The sequence below is a fragment of the Streptomyces fructofermentans genome (assembly GCF_014651055.1).
GTDB classification, from domain to species: domain Bacteria; phylum Actinomycetota; class Actinomycetes; order Streptomycetales; family Streptomycetaceae; genus Streptomyces; species Streptomyces fructofermentans.
Map to the genome: position 1 here is coordinate 378,116 of NZ_BMWD01000003.1, position 18,955 is coordinate 397,070.

The 18,955-nt window shown below is 74.1% G+C and carries 16 protein-coding genes; 8 read left to right on the top strand and 8 right to left on the bottom strand.

Going from position 1 to position 18,955, the window contains the following annotated elements; translation table 11 throughout:
* Both IE265_RS06650 and IE265_RS06655 read right to left on the bottom strand, forming a co-directional pair.
* Entirely contained in the window at positions 1-1,116 is a 1,116-nt protein-coding gene (locus IE265_RS06650; RefSeq protein WP_190034406.1) for a CU044_5270 family protein, read from the bottom strand.
* A complete protein-coding gene (locus tag IE265_RS06655; protein ID WP_190034407.1) occupies positions 1,113-1,796 on the bottom strand; it encodes an RNA polymerase sigma factor in 684 nt (227 codons plus the stop codon). The genes IE265_RS06650 and IE265_RS06655 overlap by 4 nt, the downstream gene beginning before the upstream one ends.
* 189 nt (positions 1,797-1,985) lie before the next feature.
* On the opposite strand from IE265_RS06655, the gene IE265_RS06660 reads away from it, so the two are divergent.
* A complete protein-coding gene (locus IE265_RS06660; protein ID WP_190034408.1) occupies positions 1,986-2,822 on the top strand; it encodes a dioxygenase family protein in 837 nt (278 codons plus the stop codon).
* Between the two features lie 33 nt (positions 2,823-2,855).
* On the opposite strand, the gene IE265_RS06665 is transcribed toward IE265_RS06660, so the two are convergent.
* A complete protein-coding gene (locus IE265_RS06665) occupies positions 2,856-4,163 on the bottom strand; it encodes an LmeA family phospholipid-binding protein (RefSeq protein ID WP_190034409.1) in 1,308 nt (435 codons plus the stop codon).
* Positions 4,164-4,289: 126 nt separating this feature from the next.
* Complete coding sequence (locus IE265_RS06670; RefSeq protein WP_190034410.1) at positions 4,290-6,098, bottom strand: bifunctional metallophosphatase/5'-nucleotidase; 1,809 nt, start codon at positions 6,096-6,098, stop codon at positions 4,290-4,292.
* Between the two features lie 194 nt (positions 6,099-6,292).
* On the opposite strand from IE265_RS06670, the gene mshD reads away from it, so the two are divergent.
* Positions 6,293-7,258: a mycothiol synthase gene (gene mshD, locus IE265_RS06675; protein ID WP_190034411.1), complete on the top strand. Its 966-nt coding sequence runs from the start codon at positions 6,293-6,295 to the stop codon at positions 7,256-7,258.
* A 124-nt stretch (positions 7,259-7,382) separates the two neighbouring features.
* Here the strand turns inward: mshD and IE265_RS06680 are convergent, their stop codons facing one another.
* From IE265_RS06680 to IE265_RS06695, 4 genes are all read right to left on the bottom strand, one after another.
* A complete protein-coding gene (locus IE265_RS06680) occupies positions 7,383-8,921 on the bottom strand; it encodes an ABC transporter permease (protein WP_190034412.1) in 1,539 nt (512 codons plus the stop codon).
* The gene (locus IE265_RS06685; protein ID WP_190034413.1) at positions 8,918-9,781 is read right to left on the bottom strand and encodes an ABC transporter ATP-binding protein; all 864 of its coding nucleotides are present in this window, start codon (positions 9,779-9,781) and stop codon (positions 8,918-8,920) included. The genes IE265_RS06680 and IE265_RS06685 overlap by 4 nt, the downstream gene beginning before the upstream one ends.
* 190 nt (positions 9,782-9,971) lie before the next feature.
* Positions 9,972-10,865: a zf-HC2 domain-containing protein gene (locus tag IE265_RS38225; protein WP_229916074.1), complete on the bottom strand. Its 894-nt coding sequence runs from the start codon at positions 10,863-10,865 to the stop codon at positions 9,972-9,974.
* 5 nt (positions 10,866-10,870) lie between these two features.
* Positions 10,871-11,413, bottom strand: coding sequence for an RNA polymerase sigma factor (locus IE265_RS06695; protein ID WP_190034414.1), 543 nt, complete (start codon positions 11,411-11,413; stop codon positions 10,871-10,873).
* Between the two features lie 132 nt (positions 11,414-11,545).
* Between IE265_RS06695 and IE265_RS06700 the strand changes: the two genes are divergently transcribed.
* The 6 genes from IE265_RS06700 to IE265_RS06725 all read left to right on the top strand — a co-directional run bounded on the left by IE265_RS06700 (position 11,546) and on the right by IE265_RS06725 (position 18,926).
* Positions 11,546-11,935, top strand: a complete 390-nt coding sequence (locus IE265_RS06700; RefSeq protein ID WP_190034415.1) for a GntR family transcriptional regulator — start codon at positions 11,546-11,548, stop codon at positions 11,933-11,935.
* A gap of 110 nt (positions 11,936-12,045) precedes the next feature.
* On the top strand, positions 12,046-12,957 hold the full coding sequence (locus tag IE265_RS06705) for an ABC transporter ATP-binding protein (RefSeq protein ID WP_190034416.1): 912 nt from the start codon (positions 12,046-12,048) through the stop codon (positions 12,955-12,957).
* Complete coding sequence (locus tag IE265_RS06710) at positions 12,954-14,003, top strand: ABC-2 membrane transporter-related protein (protein WP_190034417.1); 1,050 nt, start codon at positions 12,954-12,956, stop codon at positions 14,001-14,003. The genes IE265_RS06705 and IE265_RS06710 overlap by 4 nt, the downstream gene beginning before the upstream one ends.
* The gene (locus IE265_RS06715) at positions 14,000-15,103 is read left to right on the top strand and encodes an ABC-2 membrane transporter-related protein (RefSeq protein WP_190034418.1); all 1,104 of its coding nucleotides are present in this window, start codon (positions 14,000-14,002) and stop codon (positions 15,101-15,103) included. Before IE265_RS06710 ends, IE265_RS06715 begins: the two co-directional genes overlap by 4 nt.
* Positions 15,104-15,694: 591 nt before the next feature.
* Positions 15,695-17,926, top strand: a complete 2,232-nt coding sequence (locus IE265_RS06720; protein ID WP_190034419.1) for an RNA degradosome polyphosphate kinase — start codon at positions 15,695-15,697, stop codon at positions 17,924-17,926.
* Positions 17,907-18,926 (top strand): CHAD domain-containing protein, encoded by a 1,020-nt coding sequence (locus IE265_RS06725; RefSeq protein WP_190034420.1) that lies wholly within the window; start codon positions 17,907-17,909, stop codon positions 18,924-18,926. The genes IE265_RS06720 and IE265_RS06725 overlap by 20 nt, the downstream gene beginning before the upstream one ends.
* Positions 18,927-18,955 lie beyond the last annotated feature (29 nt).

Here is an 18,955-nt window from a genome sequence, read left to right on the forward strand (position 1 = left end):
TCAGCCCTCCTGCGACGCCGTCGGCGTCTCCTTGATGCCGTTCACGACGGCCCGCTTCAGGACGGCGCTGGTGAACACGACGGTGCCGGGCTTCAACAGGGCCTCGGTGCCGGTGTTCCGCTTCACCTGCACGACGCGCTCCCCGAGGAACACATGGGTCTTCCTGTCGAAGATCCACTCCTCGCGCTGCCCGCTGGCCTCGTCGAGGCGCGCCACCGCGACGCCGTGCCGGCCGGCCGCGTCCACCGCGTCGTCGACGACCACGACGCCCGGGATCTTCGCGGCCGTCCTGAAGAGGGCCGAGTACAGCTCGGCGGGCGGATAGCTCTCGCCGAGCAGGTCGCCGATGGTGGTGAAGGCCTGCTGGTCGGGGGTGTTGCCCATGCCCCTGGTCTCCTTGTAGATCGTGGCCAGGAGCTTGTCGGGGTCGGTCGTCAGTCCGGCGAGGTAGTCGTAGGACGGGCTGTTCAGGTCGGCCACCGGGGTGTTGCCCCGCTCGTCCGGAAGGCTGAGCGTCTCCCCCTCGGCGCTGTCGTTGACGGCCGGGTCGACGAGCCGGCCCTTCGTGCCGTCCGCCGAGCGCCAGACCTGCCGGCGGTGCGGTTCGTGGCTGGCCAGGGTGGTCGTGCCGCCGACGGTCCTGAGGAAGGTGTCGGCGGTCCTCGACTCGACGTAGACGTACTGGCCCGGCTCCACCGTCGGGTGGCCGCTCGCGGCCGCCGCGAGGGAGATCCGGTCGAGGAGCTGGGGCACGCCCTCGCTGCTCGCGGCACCGATCTCCGTGGTCAGGCCGGGCCCGGTGGCGACGCCTCCGTCCGCGACCCCGCCGCCGTCGTTCACGACCACGCCGGCGACGACCGCGGCGGCCAGGCCGGCGGCCAGCGCGGGCAGGGTCACGGCGGGGCGGGGCAGCCGGAGGCGGCGCGTGCGCGCCGGGCCGCCGGGCCGCCCGCCGTGCTCCTCCTGCTGGGACGTCTGAAGCTGCTGGATCCGGGCCATCAGGTGCTCCTTGTGGAACTGGTGACGGCCCGTCGGCAGGTCACGCGCTGTACGGGACAGGAGCTCTGCGTCCTGGTCCCCCTCGGCAGGGCTCTGCCGGGGCGTGCTCGCGTTCATCGGTTTCCTTCCTGTGCGGGCCGGATCGCGTGGGTGTGATCGCCTCTTGTCTGTCGGGCGGGGCGGGCGCCTTCCCGAATTCCGCGGACTTCTTTCCGGGAGGCGGCGGCCGGCGCGCCGGCGGGGCGGGGCGGCCGCGCACCGGGGGCGGCCTGCGCAGCGGAGAGCGCGCGCAGCTTCCTGCGGGCCCGCGAGAGCCGGGAGGCGACGGTGCCGACGGGAACGCCCAGCGCCGCCGCCGCGGCCTCGTAGTCGAGTCCCTCGCCCAGGCACAGCGCGACGACCTCGCGCTCGGGCCTGCGCAGGGCGGCCAGCGCGGTGAGCGCCGCCGCCAGGCGGCGGCCGCCGTCGACGCGGGCGGCGACCTCCTCGGCGTGGTCGGGCACCGCCGACTCGGCCGCCGCCGCGGCGCTCGCGGCCCGGCGGTACCGGCGGTTGCTGCGGTACTGGTTGCGCGCGGTGTTGGTGGCGATGCCCAGCAGCCAGGGCCGCAGGGAGCCGCCCTCCGGGTCCACCCTGGCGCGCAGCCGCCACGCCTCCATGAAGGTCGCCGCCATCACGTCCTCGGCGGTCGACCAGTCGGCCGTCAGCCGGAAGGCGTGGTTGTAGACCGCTCGCGCGTACGTGTCGAAGAGTTCGGCGAACGCGCTCGGATCACCGGCCCGTACCCGGGTTCGCATGGAAATGGTCACTCCTATGAGCTGTACGGCACCGGGGGCCGCCTTCCCGTGATCCGCGTCACATGCCGTCGCCCCCGGCGGCCGGTCCCTCCTCAGGACGCGCACAGCCGTCCGCCGGATGCCCCACAGCCCGGGCGCCTAGTGTCGCTCCCAGTCGATCGGGCCACCGCGGAAGGCGGGCGAACGGACATGAGCGAGGAACTGCACGACCACGACAGGGGTCTCGGCTTCGACCTGCCCGTGCTGCACCGGCGCGGGATGATCAGGCTGCTCGCCGGGGCGGGTCTGGTGCCGCTGGTGGGCTGCTCCGGCGACGGCGCCGGGTCCTCGGGCTCCTCCGCGCCCGCCTCCGACGGCTCGGCGGCCTCCTCCGCCGCGTCCGCCGGCTCCGGCGGGGATTGCGCGGCCGTTCCCGGCGAGACCGCGGGCCCGTACCCCGGTGACGGCTCCAACGGTGTGAACGTGCTCAAGGAGAGCGGTGTCGTACGCCGGGACATCACCTCCAGCTTCGGCTCGGCGAGCGGCACGGCCGCCGGCGTCCCGCTGACGGTCACCCTGACCGTCGTCGGGGCGGGGGCCGAGTGCGGGACGCCCGAGGAGGGGGCCGCCGTCTACCTCTGGCACTGCGACCGGGACGGCAACTACTCGCTGTACTCCGAGGGCGTCACCGGGGAGAACTACCTGCGCGGCGTCCAGGAGGCCGACGCCCGGGGGCGGGTCACGTTCACCAGCGTCTTCCCGGCCTGCTACCCCGGCCGCTGGCCGCACATCCACTTCGAGGTGTACGGGAGCCTCGCGGACGCCACCGCCGCGACCGCGATCACCGCGACCTCGCAGCTCGCCCTGCCGGAGGACGTCTGCGGCACCGTGTACGCGACGGACGGCTACGAACGCAGTGTGGAGAACCTCGCCCGCCTCTCCCTGGAGACGGACAACGTGTTCTCCGACGGGCACGACCGGCAATTGGCGAAGGTCACCGGAAGCGTCGCCGAGGGGTACACCGCGACCCTCACCGTTGCGGTGTGACCGCCCCGCGGCACCCGCGCGGGCTGCCGCGGCTCACTTGCCGACGGCCAGCCCGCCTCCGGCCACGCGGACCCTGATGCCGTCCTTCTGCACGCGCACGTCCCGCAGCCGCAGTTCGCCGCCCTCCGGGGGCTTCGGGAGGCGGAAGCCGATGGACAGGCGGTCCACCAGCGCGGGGCGGGTGAGCCGGGACAGACCGTCGAGGAGGGCCGGGTCGAAGCCGAGGCGCCTGAGGACCTCGGGGTGGTCCGCGGCGAGGTCGATGAGGTTGACCTTCATGAGCCTGCCGGCGAAGCGCTGGGAGCCGGTGAGTTCGGCGAGCCCGGTGTCGTCGCGCAGCGCTTCCCGGACCGCGGTGTCCGGTACTCCGAGGCGCTCGGCGACCGACGGCACGGACAGCAGCTCCTTGACCCTGCGCTTCTCCTTCGCGACGCGGGCGGCGGAGCCGCGGGTCAGGTGCAGGCCCTCGGACCGGCGGGTGCCCGGGCGGAAGGTGGCGAGGTCGCCGATGTCCAGGCGCATCCCGCCGACCTCGGTGGAGATGCCGCGCGGGCCGTCCCGGCGGATCCGCGCGTCGGCCCGCAGCCGCAGGTCGTGCCCGGCGACGGGCAGGGTGCCGCGCGCACGGACCTGGTCGCGGCCGTGGCCGGTGAACGTCACCTGCGAGGCGCCGAGCTCACGGTTCAGGTCGTCGAAGGAGAGCAGCACCTCGCCGTCCAGCCCCGCGATGCGGGCGCCGCGGACGGAGGTCGGGCCGCCGTCGATCCGTATGCCGGTGGCCGTGGCCGAGACCCTGGCCAGCGAGACCCGGTCGGCGGCCACGTCCGGCACGGTGACCGAGACGGAGTCGAGCCGGCCGTCGAGGACCTGGGTGACGAAGGGGAAGCCGTCGATGTCCACCTCGGGCGCCGCGCTCAGCCCCATCTGGTCCCGGAGCCTGTCGGCGGCGGTTCGCTGCGCGTACATGAGGGCCCAGCGGTCGCCGAGGGCGAGGAAGGCGGCGAGGACGAGTACCGCGATGACGGCCTTGGCGGCGAGCGGCAGGGCGGCGAGCGGGCTCCTGCGGCGTTTGCGGCGCGGCCTGCGCCGTTCGGCCCGGCGGCCGGCTCCGCGGTCGCGCCCCGAGCGGCGGCGGCCGGTGCGGCGACGGTGGTCGGGCGGCGTCCACAGCTCCTCTGCCCCGGACTCCCCGTCGGCCGCGGGCGCCGGGGGCGCCGTGTCCGCTCCGGGTCCCTCGGACGCCGAGCGGAGGAAGTCCTCCAGTGGTCCCTCGTCGAGACGGGCCGGTTCCTCGTACGGGTCGGGAGGGGAGTGTGCGGTGATGGGGTGGGGGGTACGCATCACCTGATTCGATCATGCGTACCAACCCCACCCGCAACTCATATCTGCGGTTTGCGATCAACCTCACGGTCAACTGACCTTTGCTTTCGGGTCACTTCACCGTGCGTCGAGCGCTGCTCCCGTGCGCTAGCCCACGACCGTGATCCGGTTGGCCGCCGGCGGCGCGATCGGGTTCGCGGCCGAGGAGTTGCCCAGCAGGTACTTCTCCAGGGCCGCGAGGTCGTCGTCGCCCACCAGGTCGTCGGTGCCCTGGCCGAGAGTGGTGAAGCCGTCGCCGCCGCCCGCGAGGAAGCTGTTCGTCGCGACGCGGTAGGTGGCGGCCGGGTCGATCGGGGCACCGTTCAGCCTGATCGAGTCGGTGACGACCCGGTCGGCGCCGGACTTCGTCAGGTCGAGCGTGTACGTGAGGCCCGCGGAGACCTGCAGCACCTTCGGCGCGGTCGCGTTCGTCCCGCTGACCTGCTCCTTGAGCACCTGGACGAGCTGGGCTCCGGTGAAGTTCTGCAGGTTGACCGTGTTGGCGAACGGCTGGACCGTGAAGCCCTCGGCGTAGGTCACCACACCGTCGCCCTCGGCGCCCTTGGCCGCGTAGGTGAGCGGGGCGCGGATACCGCCCGGGTTCATCAGCGCCAGGTCGGTGCCGGGGTCGAGCTCCTTGCCGTACGCGAGCTGCGCGTCGGCGATCAGGTCGCCGATCGGGGACTCCGTACCGACGTTGGAGATGTCGCCGGAGATGTAGCCGATGGGCTTGTTGCCGACCGGCGCCGCCAGCGTGTTCCACCTGGCGATCAGCGCGGTCATGTCCGCGGCCTTCGGCACGTCCCGCGTGACCACGTGGTTCGCGGAGGCGACGGAGGTCCGGGCGATGTCACCGGTGCGGCGGTCGTAGGTGAGCGTCGTGTCGGTGTAGAGCCGCCCGAAGGAAGCGGCCGAGGTGACCGTACGGGGCTTGCCCGACGGGTCGTTGATCGTGCACGCGTACGCGGCGTGGGTGTGGCCGGTGACCAGCGCGTCGACCTTCGGCGAGACGTTCTTCGCGATGTCCACGATGGGGCCGGAGATGCCGTCGCCGCCACCGGGCGAGTCGCAGTCGTAGTTGTAGGCCGCCGAGGCGGGCTGCCCGCCCTCGTGGATCAGCGCGACGACCGACTTGACGCCCTGCCTCTCCAGCTCCTTGGCGTACTTGTTGATCGTCTCGACCTCGTCCTTGAACTTCAGGCCCTTGACGCCCTCGGCGGAGACGACGCCCGGGGTGTTCTCCAGGGTCACACCGATGAAGCCGACCTTCACGCCGTTCTTCTTCCACACCCAGTAGGGCTTGAGGATCGGCTTGCCGGACTTCTCGTTGAGGACGTTCGCCGCGAGGTAGGGGAAGTCCGCGCCCTTGAAGGTCTTGCCGGCGACGTAGCAGCCGGCGACCGGGTGGCAGCCGCCCTTCTGGAGCCGGGCCAGCTCCTTGGCGCCCTCGTCGAACTCGTGGTTGCCCACGCTCGTCACGTCGAGGTCCAGCCCGTTCAGCGCCTCGATGGTGGGCTCGTCGTGGAACAGCCCGGAGATCAGCGGGGACGCGCCGACCATGTCGCCGCCGGCGGCGGTGATCGAGTACTTGTTGTTCCCGCGCGCCTGGCGGAGATGCGTCGCCAGGTACTCGACGCCACCCGCGTCGATCGTCCTGCTCGTGCCGTCCGCCTGAAGCTCGGTGACCCTGCCGGACGAGCCGGCCGGCGGCTCGAGGTTTCCGTGCAGGTCGTTGAAGGAGAGCAGCTGAACGTCCTGGTAGCGCCCCGGACGGTCGTGGCCGTGCTTCTTCGCCGTCTCGCCCGCGGAGGCCGGCATCGCGGCGACCAGGGCGCCGATGGTGGCGATGCCCGCGGCGCCGGCGAGCAGGCGGCTGCTGCGGCGTCTGCGGCGGTAGGGATGGGGTGTGGCTGACATGTGCCCCCCTGTGGGTCGGTTGAGGTCTGGGCTCCCGTCCCAGCGCAGCCTAGGGTCAACGCGCGTAGCGCGACAGGGGGTTCGGGGTTACGGACTGATTGCCGTCCGGGGCGCTCCCGGACGAAACGGACAGGTCGCTTTCCCGCCCGCCGGGCCACTTCGCCATGAACCGGACACGCCGTACCCTCGTCATCATGACCAGCGACGACACCGCACCGGCCGCCCCCGAGGCCTCGGCTTCGCTCGACCGGGCAGGTACTTCCGGCACCCGCTCCATCGAAACCCTCGCCGTGCTGCGGCCCGAGCAGGCCGACGCCGTACTCGCGCTCCTCCGGGCCGCCGCCCGCGCCGACGGGCAGCAGGCGGTGTCCGAGCAGGGCCGGCTGCAACTGCGCGGCGGCGCGCGGGAGGGCGTCCGGCACCTGCTGCTGCGGGTCCACGGCGAACTCCTCGGCTACGCGCAGTTGGAGGACACCGACCCCGTCGAGGCCCCGGCCGCCGAACTGGTCGTCCATCCGGCGTACCGCGGACACGGGCACGGCCGGGCCCTGGGCAACGCGCTGCTGGCCGAGTCCGGCAAGCGCCTGCGGGTCTGGGCCCACGGCGGCCACTCGGCGGCCCGCCACCTCGCGCAGGTCCTCGGACTCACGCTGTTCCGCGAACTGCGCCAGATGCGGCGCCCGTTGACCGGCCCCGAGCTGCCCGAGCCCGGGCTCCCCGAGGGTGTCTCCGTACGGGCCTTCGTGCCCGGCGAGGACGACGCGGCCTGGCTCGCGGTCAACTCCGAGGCCTTCGCACACCACCCCGAACAGGGCTCCCTCACCCAGCGCGACCTCGACGACCGCAAGGCCGAGCCGTGGTTCGACCCGGCCGGCTTCTTCCTCGCCTTCCGCGAGGACCGCCTCGTCGGCTTCCACTGGACCAAGGTGCACGCGGCGGAGGGACTCGGCGAGGTCTACGTCGTCGGCGTCCGCCCCGGCGCCCAGGGCGGCGGCCTCGGAAAGGCCCTCACCACGATCGGCCTCCGGTACCTGGCGGAACGCGGTGTGCCGACGGCGATGCTGTACGTCGACGCCGACAACAAGGCCGCGGTCACCGTCTACGAACGGCTCGGGTTCGTCACCCACGAGACCGACCTGATGTACCGCACGGAGTCCTAGCCGGGGCCGCGGGCGCCGGGACGGGGCGAAGGCGAAGGCGGTAGCGAAGGCCCCTACGGAGCGGTCCCACCCGAAGGGGGCCGCCCGGGCGGGGACCCGAGGACCGGCCGTAGGACCCGGGGCGTCAGGCCCCGCACACGTTGTCCCCCGGCCTCCCGGGCAACGGCACCCCGAGCAGTTCGGCGACCCGGGCCGTGGACGTTCCCGGCGCCGTCAGCTCGTCCCAGTGCGCCCGGACGTCGGCCGCCACGCGGTGGCGAGGACGCTGCAGCAGCTCCCGGACGACCGTGGTCTGCGGGGCGGAGATCAGCAGCGGCTCGGTCGGCGTGTGGACGACCGAGCCGCCCGAGACGTCGTCGTCGAGGCGGACCCGGCGCAGTTCGGCCATCGGGTCCGCGGCCGTGCCGAGGGCCAGCCACATCGTGGTGACCACGCGGCCGTCGCAGACCGACGCGCCGGTCTCCTCGTCACCCGTGACCAGCACGGAGGCGACGGCGACCGCGAACTCGGGAACCCGGGTGCCTCCCCAGCGCGCGCCGACGCTGACCTGCCCGGGAGTGCTCGCGGGGGCGAGCGCCGAGTCCTGGCCGGGGCCGCGGCGGGCCTCGACACGCTGGCGCACGGTCAGCGCGGTGTCCGCCGCGGCACCGCCCGCGAGGGCCCGCACGCGCCGCACGGTGTCCGCCCACTCGGCGGTGCGCCCGGCCCACTCGGGGAACGCGCAGTACGTCGACCCGTCGTGCCGTACGCACGTCTGGACCTTCTCGGGTGTCGCCGAGGCCGTCACCCGGGCCGCGACCAGCGCCGACGGGTCCCCGGCCGACTGCCCCACCGCACCGGTCAGGGTCAGCACGGCCGATCCGGCGGCGGCCGCCGTGAGCAGCCGCGACCGTGCGCCGCCGGCCAGTACGGCGACGCAGCAGAGCAGCAGGGTGAGGCCCAGCAGGTACAGCGCGTGCCAGCCGGCGGGCCGGCCCAGCAGGTCGGAGGGGAGCGGGTCGCCCGCGTCCTCCGGGACGACCGGCGCCAGCCAGCGCATCCAGCGCGGGCCTCCCAGGGCGGACGCGACCGTCACGCCGAGGATGTAGGAGCCCACGACCGCCGCCAGGACCGCGGCAGGCGCGAACCGCGTCAGGCGACCGATGAGCGCGCCCACGACGCCGAACAGCAGTACGGTCAGCGGTCCCACGACCAGCTCTCCGGGAGAGAGCCGGCCGACGGCACCCGGGGCGGACACCGCCCGGACCACCTCGGCCGCCACGATCAGCGCGGTGAGCAGGGCGAACGGCACGGCGGACAGCAGGTGGGCGACCGTGCGCCGCCAGGGCTCCATGGCCAGCACGCCGAACTGCTCGTCCGTACGGTGCCTGCGGGAGCGGCCCACGGCCGCGTTGACGCAGATGAGCAGTGCGAGGGCGGGGAGCGTGGGCATCGTCTGGGTGGCCCGGTCGACGTCCTGCAGGACGGGATGGGCGTCCTCCCCCTCGGGGGTCGCCAGCTTCCACACGGTGTGGGCGAGATGGGCCAGGAAGAACACGAACACCGGTATCTGGAGCATCAGTTCGCGGGCCTCGAAGCGGGCGAGGGCGAACACGGCGGCCCATCGGCGGCGTTCCGTACCGGCGACCGCGGGCACCGGCCGTACGCCGGTCCGCGTGCTCATGAGGTCGTCTCCACGACCGCGGGCGCGTCGAGGGTGAGGAGGTAGCCGTCCTCCAGGGTGGGTTCCACGAGTTCCGCGCCCCCGGGTGGGTCGCCGACGTTGCGGAAGGCGCCCGTGCCCGTGCGCCAGCAGGCCCTCGCCCCCGGGTCCCGTTCGGCGCTGCTCCACACCCGGCCCGCGGCCCGCGCGGTCAGTTCCGCCGGGGTGCCCTCGAAGCGGACGCGTCCCGCGGCCATCACGACGACGCGGTTGCAGAGCACGGCCACGTCCTCGGTCTGGTGCGTGGAGAGCAGGACCGTACGCCCCTCGCCCGCCGTGGCGATCAGCTCCCGGAACCGCATGCGCTGCTCGGGGTCGAGCCCGACGGTCGGTTCGTCCAGCACGAGGAAGCCGGGGTCCCCGACGAGCGCGGCCGCGAGCGCCACCCGCTGGCGCATGCCGCCGGACAGTCTGCGGATGCGCGTGCCGCGGACGTCCCGGAGGTCGACGGCGTCCAGCACGCGCCGCACCTCCCGGTGCCGGGCCGCGCGGTCGGTCATCTCCTTGAGGATCGCCACGTGGTCGACGAAGGCGAAGGAGGTGAAGTCCGGGTGGAAGCCCGGCGTCTGCGGCAGGTAGCCGAGCGCCCTGCGCACCTCCTGCCGCCCGGCCGGGCCCGACGGGTCGTGCCCGAGGACCGTGAGCGCCCCGCGGTCCGGGGGCAGGGCGGTGGCCAGCACGCGCAGCAGGGTCGTCTTGCCCGCCCCGTTCGGCCCGAGCAGTCCGGTCACCCCCTCGCCGAGCCGCAGGGACACGTCGTCCAGGGCCCGCACACCGCCGTGGGCGAGGCGGAGCCCGGAGGCGGAGACAGTGGGGATCATGCGGCTTTCCCGTCGTGGAAGAAGGAGTTCAGGAAACTGAAGGAGGCGCGGGAGGCGGAGGAGCGGAAGCAGGGGAAGCAGGGTCGGAGGAAGGGGCCAGGGGTCGGAGGCCGTAAGTCCGCGGTCGGGAATCCCGGGTCGAGGGCCCGGGGGCGGAGGTCCGGGAGGCGTCGGGCGCCGAGGGACCCCGTCACGCTCCGCGCCGTCCGGGGAACCGGCCCACGTCGAACCGGTCGCGCACCCCGTGCAGCAGCAGGGTCGCCAGTACCGCGACGGCGGCGGCGACCCCCTGTCCCGGCGCCGTGAACGGGGCGGGCGTCTCACCCGAGGCCTGCCGTACGGCGGCCAGCAGCAGCCCCACCCAGGCCCCCGCGACCAGCGCCGGCGCGAGGACCGGTCCGAGTCTGGGGGTCAGCGCGAGAGCCAGGGCCGTGAGGGCCAGGGCCGGGAGCAGCCAGGCCGCCGCGAGCAGTCCGTACCCCGGCAGGGCGAGGCTCGCCAGGCCGTTGAGCCCGAGGACGGCGCCGAGGACGGCCAGTGTGCGCACCATCAGGAGGCGGAATCCGTGCATCGGGGAGACGACGGCCATCTCGAACGTCGGGTCCAGCACCGGACCGTAGGACAGCGCGACCCCGGCGACCGGGAGCAGCGGGGCGAGCGCCAGGAACAGCGTCGGGGTCCCGGACCCCCGGACCGACAGGGTCGCGGCCACGGTGGTCAGCAGGACGGCGACGACCGCGACCAGCCAGGACAGCCTGAGGACGGGCGTGGCTGCCAGCAGCCGTGCCGTGTGGTCGGGTACGCCGAACCGGGTGAGCGCCGACTCCATGAACCCCGGTCTGGGCGCGTCGAGTTCGGCGTCGAGCCGTTCCCAGCCCTCGTCGAGGGCGACCGGGTCGCCCGTCTCGGCGAGCACCGCCCGGCAGCGCGCGCACGTGACGAGATGCGTGTCCGCGGACCAGAGCAGGGGAGGGGCCAGCTCGCCCCGCGCGTAGGCCCGCAGGTCGTCCGCCGCCACGTGCCAGGCCCCGCCGCTAGTGCCGCTAGTGCCGCTAGTGCCGCTCATGCCGCTCATGCCGCTCATGCCGCTCATGCCAGAGCCTCCCGGAGCTGCTTGCGGGCCCGCAGGGCCCGTGTCTTGACCGTGCCCGCCGGTATCCCGAGCAGGACGGCCGCCTCCCGGGTGGTCAGCCCGTCGACGATCGTCGCCTGCAGGACCGCCCGCAGCTCCGGCGACAGCCGGACCAGGGCGCCCGCCAGGTCCCCGTGCTCGACCCCCGAGAGCACGCGGTCCTCGGCGGACGCCTCGTCGCGGTGGCGCAGCCGCGCGAGCGCCTGCCTCAGCCGGCCGCGGGCACCGTCGCCCCGCAGCACGTCGATGAGGCGCCGCGAGCCGATCCGCCACAGCCAGCCGGCCACGTCACCCTCCTCGCGGTGGCGGGCGGTGCCCCGCCACACCGCGAGGAACGTCTCCTGCACGACGTCGTCGACCGTCCCGGCGTCCGCGCAGCGCCCCCGCAGCCGGGCCGCCAGCCATGGCGCGTACCGCCGGTACAGCTCCTCGAAGGCGCCCCGGTCGGAGTCCGCGGCGATGGCCCGCAGCAGTTCCCCGTCGCTTCTCGTTTCCCTCACGCCCCCTCATCGGACGAGCCCCGCCGATCGGTTCACGGCATCGCACGGAACCTTGGCACCCGCGATGGCTTGACATGAACTCACAGCTGCACCACCCTTTCACTACTCAATTAGTGAAAGGGTGGTTACGGGGTGGTCGAGTACCGCATCGACCGGCGCAGCGGCGTGGCCACGTACGTCCAGATCGTCCAGCAGACCAAGCAGGCCCTCCGCCTGGGCGTGCTGCGGCCGGGCGACAGGCTCCCGACGGCCCGCGAGGTCGTGGAGGCCACCGCGATCAATCCGAACACCGTGCTGAAGGCCTACCGGGAGCTGGAGCGGGAGGGCCTGGTGGAGGCCCGGCGCGGTCTCGGCACCTTCGTACGGCGCTCGCTGGGCTCCGTGCCCGCCGACCGGTCGGGACTGCGGGCGCGGCTGGCGGACTGGCTGGACGAGGCGCACGCGGAGGGCCTGGAGCGCGAGGACATGAGCGCGCTCTTCCGGGCCGCGCTGGACGAGAAGTACCCGGAGGAGCAGCGCTGAGCGGGCCGGGGGACGGCAGCGCGCGGGCACGGGGACGGCAGCGCGCGGGCCCGGGGACGGGCGATGAACGCATACGAGCACAAGCACGAGCACGCATACGAGGGGGAGCGATGAGCGAGGAGACGGCCGCGCTGAAAGCGGTCGGGCTGGGCCTGCGGTACCGGCGGAGGCGCGGCCATGTGCTGCGGGACTGCTCCTTCCGCCTGCCCGCGGGGCGCGTCTGCGCCCTGGTCGGGCCGAACGGCGCGGGCAAGTCCACCCTGCTGTCACTGGCCGCCGGACTGATCCGCCCCACCGAGGGCACCGTGCACGTCCTGGGGACGGGCCCGGCCGAGGCCCGCGAGCGCTTCGCGTACGTCGCCCAGGACAAGCCGCTGCCGCCGCAGTTGACGGTCGCCGGCACCCTGCGCCTGGGCGCCGATCTGAACCGCGCCCGCTGGGACGCGGCCGCCGCGGGGCGGATCGCCTACGCGCACCACGCCCCGGACGGCGACCGGAGCGGCTCCCTGGACCCGGGCGCCCGTATCCGCTCCCTGTCCGGCGGCCAGCGCACACGCGTCGCACTCGCCCTCGCCTTCGGCAAGCGGCCCGAACTGATGCTGCTGGACGAGCCGATGGCCGACCTCGACCCGCTGGCCCGACGCGAACTGCTCGGGGCGCTCATGGGCGAGGCCGCCGAACACGGCACGACGATCGTGCTGTCCTCGCACATCGTCACCGAACTGGACGGCGCCTGCGACCACTTGCTCCTGATGGGCGGCGGCCGCGTCAGGCTCGCCGGCGACCCGGAGGAACTGGTCGCCGCGCACACCCTGCTCACCGGGCCTGCGCGGGACCTGACGGGCCACACGGTCGTCGAGTCGCGCGGCACGGACCGGCAGCTCACCGCGCTGGTCCGGCCCGGCGGCCCGCCGGGCGACGACTGGCGGACGGCCGCGCCCTCGCTGGAGGAAGTGCTCCTGGCCCATCTGCGCAACCCCGGGGCACCGGACCTGGTCACCGAGGGGACGGTGAACCCGTGATCCCGTCCTCCCTCGTCCCGCGCGGCCCCGGCAGGTCGGTCCTGCGGCTGCACCGCGCGGCCCTGTGGACCTGGCTGTCGCTGGTCGCGGCCACGTCGGCGGCGCTGCTGTGGGCGTACGGCCCCGGCCACGAATCGGCCCTGGCCGACGCCCTCCGCCAGTGCCCGGACGGCATCGCGCTCTGCGACAGGACCAGCGGCCCCTGGATCGGCCGGTACGACACCGTCTCGGCCCTCGGCACCATCGGCGTCGCCCATCTGTCGTTCCTGGTCGCCGGCTGGGCCGGCGCGGCGCTCGTCGGCCGTGAACTGGAGAACGGCACCGCGCACCTCGCCTGGACCCAGTCCGTCTCCCCCGCCCGCTGGCTCGCCGCCGAACTCGCCGTCCCCGCGCTGTTCGTCTCGGCGGGCACGACCGTGCTGGTCCTGCTGCACCGGCTCATGCGCGACGGCGGTCGGGACCTGGCCTGGGCCTCCTGGTACGAGTACGACGTCTTCCGCGCCGACGGCCCCGTCGCCGTCGCGTACGCCCTGTGCGGTCTGGCCCTCGGCGCGCTCGCGGGGCTCGTCGTCGGCCGCGCGCTGCCCGCACTGGGCGTCGCCCTGGCGGCCCAGCTCGCCGTCGTCGTCCTGGGCAACGAGTACCGGCCGAAGCTGTGGCCGGTGGTCTCCGTGACCGGCACCGGGTCGGTGGACGTGCCGTCGGGCGCCGCCCACCTCCACCAGGGCGTGATCACGGCCGGGGGTGCCCGGCGCGCCACCTCCGTGCCGTGCGACTTCGCGGATGGCCCGAACGGCGCGAACGGCGTGCGCTGCGGCGCGGAGGACGGCGCCTCCGGCGTCTGGGCCACGTACCACCCCGAGTCCCACTTCCGGCCGCTCCAGCTCGTCGAGACGGGAGCCGTCCTCGCGGTCGCTGCGCTCGCGGTCGCCGCCGCGTTCCTGCTGCTGCGCCGGCGCACCGCCGCCGCGTCCCCGCCCGCCGCGGCCGGCCGCGCCCCCGGGTCCGTGCCCGCCGACGGGTCCGCCACCGGAGCCTCCGTATGAGCGCCGCCACCGCCGGGGACACGCCCGGAGGAGCAGCCGGGCGGAGCGCGGGAACACCACGGGCGGGGGAGGCCGGGGAAGCCGGGGGAGCCGCGGAAGCGAGGACGGCGAAGGAAGCCGCACGGGAAGGGGCCGGGAGCGACCGCTCCCCCGAGGGCGGGCGGACCGGCGGGCGGGCCCGCCCGGGAGTCGCCGTCCTGCGACTGCACCGCACGGCGCTGCTCGTGTGGGGCGGATACGTCCTGGCCGCCGTGGCCGTGCTGGTGTGGACGGTCACGGTGACCGCCGACGCCGCGCTCCGCGAACAGGCGCGCTGCGTCGGCGAGCCGGTCTGCGGCATCGCCGCCACGCTCGCGTACGGCGATCGGATCGGCATGGTCGCCACCGCCGTCTGCTACGGCTTCCTGGTCGTGGCGGCCTTCGCGGGCGGCGCGCTGTTCGGCCGTGAACTGGAGAACGGCACCGCGCACCTCGTCTGGACCCAGTCCGTCTCCCCCGCCCGCTGGCTCGCCGCCGAACTCGCCGTGGCCGCGCTGCCGCTGCTCCTCGGCAGCGCGGTGCTCGTCCTCTCCTTCCGGTGGGCCTGGTCGGCCCACCGGGAGCTGCTGGGGACCGACTGGACCTTCGCCGACGTCTTCGTGGCACGCGGCCCCGCGACGGCGGCCTACTGCCTGTGCGCCCTCGCGGTGGGCGCGCTCGCCGCGGTCGTGCTGCGCCGCGCGCTGCCCGCCCTGGGTGTCTCGGTGGCGTCGGTGCTCGCCCTGAACCTCGTCCTTGACGGGTTCCGCCCCTCCCTGTGGCCGCACGTGACCCGCACCGCCCGCACGCCGTTCGAGGTGTCCGGCTCCGCGTGGCAGATCGAGAACGGGGCCGTCGTCGGCGGGCGGCGCACCGCGGAACTCGGGCCCCACCTGTGCGACGGGACCGCCGCCGAGGTCCGGCGCTGCATGGCCGAGGGGGACATCACCGGCTACTACGCGGCCTACCATCCCCCGTCCCACTTCTGGCCGCTGCACCTGGCGGAGACCGGGATCGTGCTGGCGGTCGCCGCGCTCGCCACGGGCGCGGCCTTCCTCCTCCTCCGCCACCGAACCGCCTGACCCCGCCCCCGCCCCGCCGGGTCCACCGGGGCACCGGGTCCCCACAGCCCAAGGCCCACCTGTGTGGGGACCCGGTGCCCCGGTGCCCCGGTGGACCCAAGGACACCCGTCGGTTCCGGGCGCCGGGTCAACCGCCCGGCCGGCATGCCGCACGCCCGACCAGCCCGTCCACCCGACCCACCGGTCCCCCAGGTCGCCGGGTCAACCGCCCGCCCGGCCCGCGCCCGACCCGCCCGGCACGCCCCGCGCCCGACCCGCCCGGTCGGTCCGTGGCCACCCGTCCGGCCCGGCGGGGACCACCCGGCCGGACGGCGGGTCGTACGCCCCTTTTCGTACGCGCACCCGCTCCGCACGGGCGCGCGGATGTTCCGGGGCCGCTCTCCGATATCCCTCACGTCATGTCCCCGTAACCGTTGATTCAGACGGGCTTGCGACGCTCGCCCAATGAACCCCGCCGCGCCAGAGCCCTCGCCTCCGCCGGAGCACGAGCCCTCGCCCGTGAGGGTGAACGGGAGCCCGCAGGTCCCCCCGCGGCTCACTCCCGCTCTGTCCGACGCGCCTGTAACCCTCCGGGCGCGGAAGAATGGGTCCATGAGCCAGCCCAAAGCCCAGGCGCAGGTCCAGCACCCGCAGCCCTCCGTCGGTTCCATAGCCGCCCACCGCCCGCACACCGTGGCGGCGAACGTCTCCGACCTGGAGCCCGACCTCGACGCGGACCTCGACGGTTACGAGGATTCGGTACAGGACGGCGTCCAGCTCCCGCAGGGCCGTTTCCTCGACAGGGAGCGAAGCTGGCTGGCATTCAACGAACGCGTCCTCGAACTCGCCGAGGACCCGGACACCCCCCTCCTCGAACGGGCCAAGTTCCTGGCCATCTTCGCCAGCAACCTGGACGAGTTCTTCATGGTCCGCGTGGCCGGCCTCAAGCGGCGCATCGCGACCGGTGTGGCCACCCGGTCGGCGTCGGGACTCCAGCCCCGCGAGGTGCTGGAGATGATCTGGGCGCGCTCCCGGGAGCTCATGGCCCGGCACGCCGCCTGCTACCAGGACGACGTCGCACCCCAGCTCGCCGAGGAGGGCATCCACCTGGTCCGGTGGAGCGAGCTGTCCGAGAAGGAGCAGGCCCGCCTCTTCACCCTCTTCCGCCACCAGATCTTCCCGGTCCTGACCCCCCTCGCGGTCGACCCTGCGCACCCCTTCCCCTATATCTCCGGCCTCTCCCTGAACCTCGCGGTCGTCGTGCGGAACCCGGTCTCGGGCCACCGCCACTTCGCGCGCGTCAAGGTCCCGCCGCTGCTCTCCCGCTTCCTGGAGGCCTCCCCGAACCGCTACGTCCCCATCGAGGACGTCATCGCGGCGCACCTGGAGGAACTGTTCCCGGGCATGGAGGTCCTGGAGCACCACACGTTCCGGCTCACCCGCAACGAGGACCTGGAGGTCGAGGAGGACGACGCCGAGAACCTGCTCCAGGCCCTGGAGAAGGAACTCATGCGGCGCCGCTTCGGCCCGCCGGTGCGCCTCGAGGTCGAGGAGTCCATCGACCGGTACGTGCTCGACCTGCTGGTACGGGAGCTGAAGATCTCCGAAGCGGAGGTGTACCCGCTCCCCGGCCCCCTGGACCTCACCGGCCTCTTCGGCATCGGCGCCCTCGACCGGCCCGAGCTGAAGTACCCGAAGTTCATCGCGGGCACCCACCGGGACCTCGCCGAGGTCGAGTCGGCGTCCGCGCCCGACATCTTCGCGGCCCTGCGCGAGCGGGACGTCCTGCTGCACCACCCTTACGACTCCTTCTCCACCTCCGTGCAGGCGTTCCTGGAGCAGGCGGCGTCCGACCCGGACGTGCTGGCCATCAAGCAGACGCTGTACCGGACCTCGGGCGACTCGCCGATCGTCGACGCCCTGATCGACGCGGCCGAGTCCGGCAAGCAGGTGCTCGTACTCGTCGAGATCAAGGCGCGCTTCGACGAGCAGGCGAACATCAAGTGGGCCCGCAAGCTGGAGGAGTCGGGCTGCCACGTGGTCTACGGACTCGTCGGCCTGAAGACCCACTGCAAGCTGTCGCTGGTGGTGCGCCAGGAGGGCGAGACCCTGCGCAGGTACAGCCACGTCGGCACGGGCAACTACCACCCCAAGACGGCGAGGCTGTACGAGGACCTGGGCCTGCTGACCGCGGACCCGCAGGTCGGCGCGGACCTCTCCGACCTCTTCAACCGGCTCTCCGGCTACTCCCGCCGCGAGACGTACCGCCGTCTGCTCGTCGCGCCCAAGTCCCTGCGCGACGGCCTGATCGCCCGGGTCAACAAGGAGGTCCAGCACCACCGCGCCGGACGTCCCGCCTACGTGCGCATCAAGGTCAACTCGATGGTGGACGAGGCGCTCATCGACTCGCTCTACCGCGCCTCCCAGGCGGGCGTGCCGGTGGACATCTGGGTCCGCGGCATCTGCGCCGTCAGGCCGGGCGTCCCCGGCCTGTCCGAGAACATACGGGTGCGGTCCGTCCTCGGCCGCTTCCTCGAGCACTCCCGCGTCTTCGGCTTCGGCAACGGGGGCGAGCCCGAGGTGTGGATCGGCAGCGCCGACATGATGCACCGGAACCTGGACCGGCGCATCGAGGCCCTGGTGAGGATCACCGACCCGGCCCACCGAGCCGCCCTCAGCCGCCTGTTCGAGACAGGCATGTCCGACACCACCTCCTCCTGGCACCTGGGCCCCGACGGCGAATGGACCCGGCACGCGACCGACGCCGACGGACACGCCCTGCGCAACATCCAGGAGATGCTCATAGACGCCCGGAGGCGCCGGCGTGGCACAGCGACACCTTGACCCCACGGCGGAATCCGTGGCCGGGGACGCCCTCGCGGCCTATCTCCGCGCCCAGGCCACGGAGTTCCTCCGCGCCCTGCGCCAGCACCGCGAGACCGGCGGTGCGGTGGCGGGCGGCGCGGAGGACGCCGTGGACGCGGCGCGCGCCCTGCGCCGCTCGGCGCGCCGCATCAGCGGCACGCTGCACACGTTCCGGCCCCTGCTCGACGAGGGCTGGACCGAGGGCATGCGGCCCGAACTGGCTTGGCTTTCGGGCACGTTGGCCCGCGAGCACGCGTACGCGGCCCGGCTTGAGCGACTGCTCGCGGCGCTGCACCGACTGTCCGGCTCGACGGCCTTCCCCGCCCAGCCGGTGTCCGGGATCCGGCCGGACAAGGGCCACTTGACGCTGGGCGGGGCCAAGGCGGGCGCCCTCCTGGAACGCCAGTTGACGCTGGCCCGCACGCGCGCCCACTCGGCCGCGCTCCAGGCCATCGGCTCCTCCCGCTTCCACGCGGTCGCGGACAGCGTCGCGGTCCTCGCCAGCGAGGTCCCGCTGGCGGGGACGGCGACCGCCGCGGACCTGCGGCCCCCGGCCACCGCCGCGGAGGACCGGCTGCGCGACGCCGTGGCCGGGCTGCCCCTGGTCACGGCGGGCCACCCCTACAACGCGGAGGCCCTCGTCCACGGCCTGTCCTCGGACACCGCACCGCACCCCCAGGACTCCCCGTGGCACCAGGTCAGGCTGCTGCTCCGCCTGCACCGTTACGCCCGGGAGGTGCTGCACGGCGGCGAGGGCACGGTGGACGGGCGCCTGCTGCACGCGGGCAGGGCCCTGAACCGGCACCGCGACGCGGCGGAGGCGGCCGCGGCGGCTTCCGCCGCCGCCCGCACCCCGCGGATCGCGCCCTCCACCGCGTACGCGCTCGGAGTGCTCCACGCGGACCAGCGGCACGAGGTGGAAGCGGCGAGGTTCGCGTTCCAGCGGGCCTGGCTGAGAGAGACGGTCGGCACCCCGTGACCGGCCGCGGCCCGGAAGAGGCGAGGGGA

Coding starts and splice junctions, on each gene's coding strand:
- IE265_RS06680 (WP_190034412.1), bottom strand. CDS start 8,921: ATGAGCACGCGGACCGGCGTACGGCCGGTGCCCGCGGTCGCCGGTACG.
- IE265_RS06715 (WP_190034418.1), top strand. CDS start 14,000: ATGAGCGCCGCCACCGCCGGGGACACGCCCGGAGGAGCAGCCGGGCGG.
- IE265_RS38225 (WP_229916074.1), bottom strand. CDS start 10,865: ATGAGCGGCATGAGCGGCATGAGCGGCACTAGCGGCACTAGCGGCACT.
- IE265_RS06660 (WP_190034408.1), top strand. CDS start 1,986: ATGAGCGAGGAACTGCACGACCACGACAGGGGTCTCGGCTTCGACCTG.
- IE265_RS06685 (WP_190034413.1), bottom strand. CDS start 9,781: ATGATCCCCACTGTCTCCGCCTCCGGGCTCCGCCTCGCCCACGGCGGT.
- IE265_RS06665 (WP_190034409.1), bottom strand. CDS start 4,163: ATGCGTACCCCCCACCCCATCACCGCACACTCCCCTCCCGACCCGTAC.
- IE265_RS06720 (WP_190034419.1), top strand. CDS start 15,695: ATGAGCCAGCCCAAAGCCCAGGCGCAGGTCCAGCACCCGCAGCCCTCC.
- IE265_RS06670 (WP_190034410.1), bottom strand. CDS start 6,098: ATGTCAGCCACACCCCATCCCTACCGCCGCAGACGCCGCAGCAGCCGC.
- mshD (WP_190034411.1), top strand. CDS start 6,293: ATGACCAGCGACGACACCGCACCGGCCGCCCCCGAGGCCTCGGCTTCG.
- IE265_RS06705 (WP_190034416.1), top strand. CDS start 12,046: ATGAGCGAGGAGACGGCCGCGCTGAAAGCGGTCGGGCTGGGCCTGCGG.
- IE265_RS06655 (WP_190034407.1), bottom strand. CDS start 1,796: ATGCGAACCCGGGTACGGGCCGGTGATCCGAGCGCGTTCGCCGAACTC.
- IE265_RS06650 (WP_190034406.1), bottom strand. CDS start 1,116: ATGAACGCGAGCACGCCCCGGCAGAGCCCTGCCGAGGGGGACCAGGAC.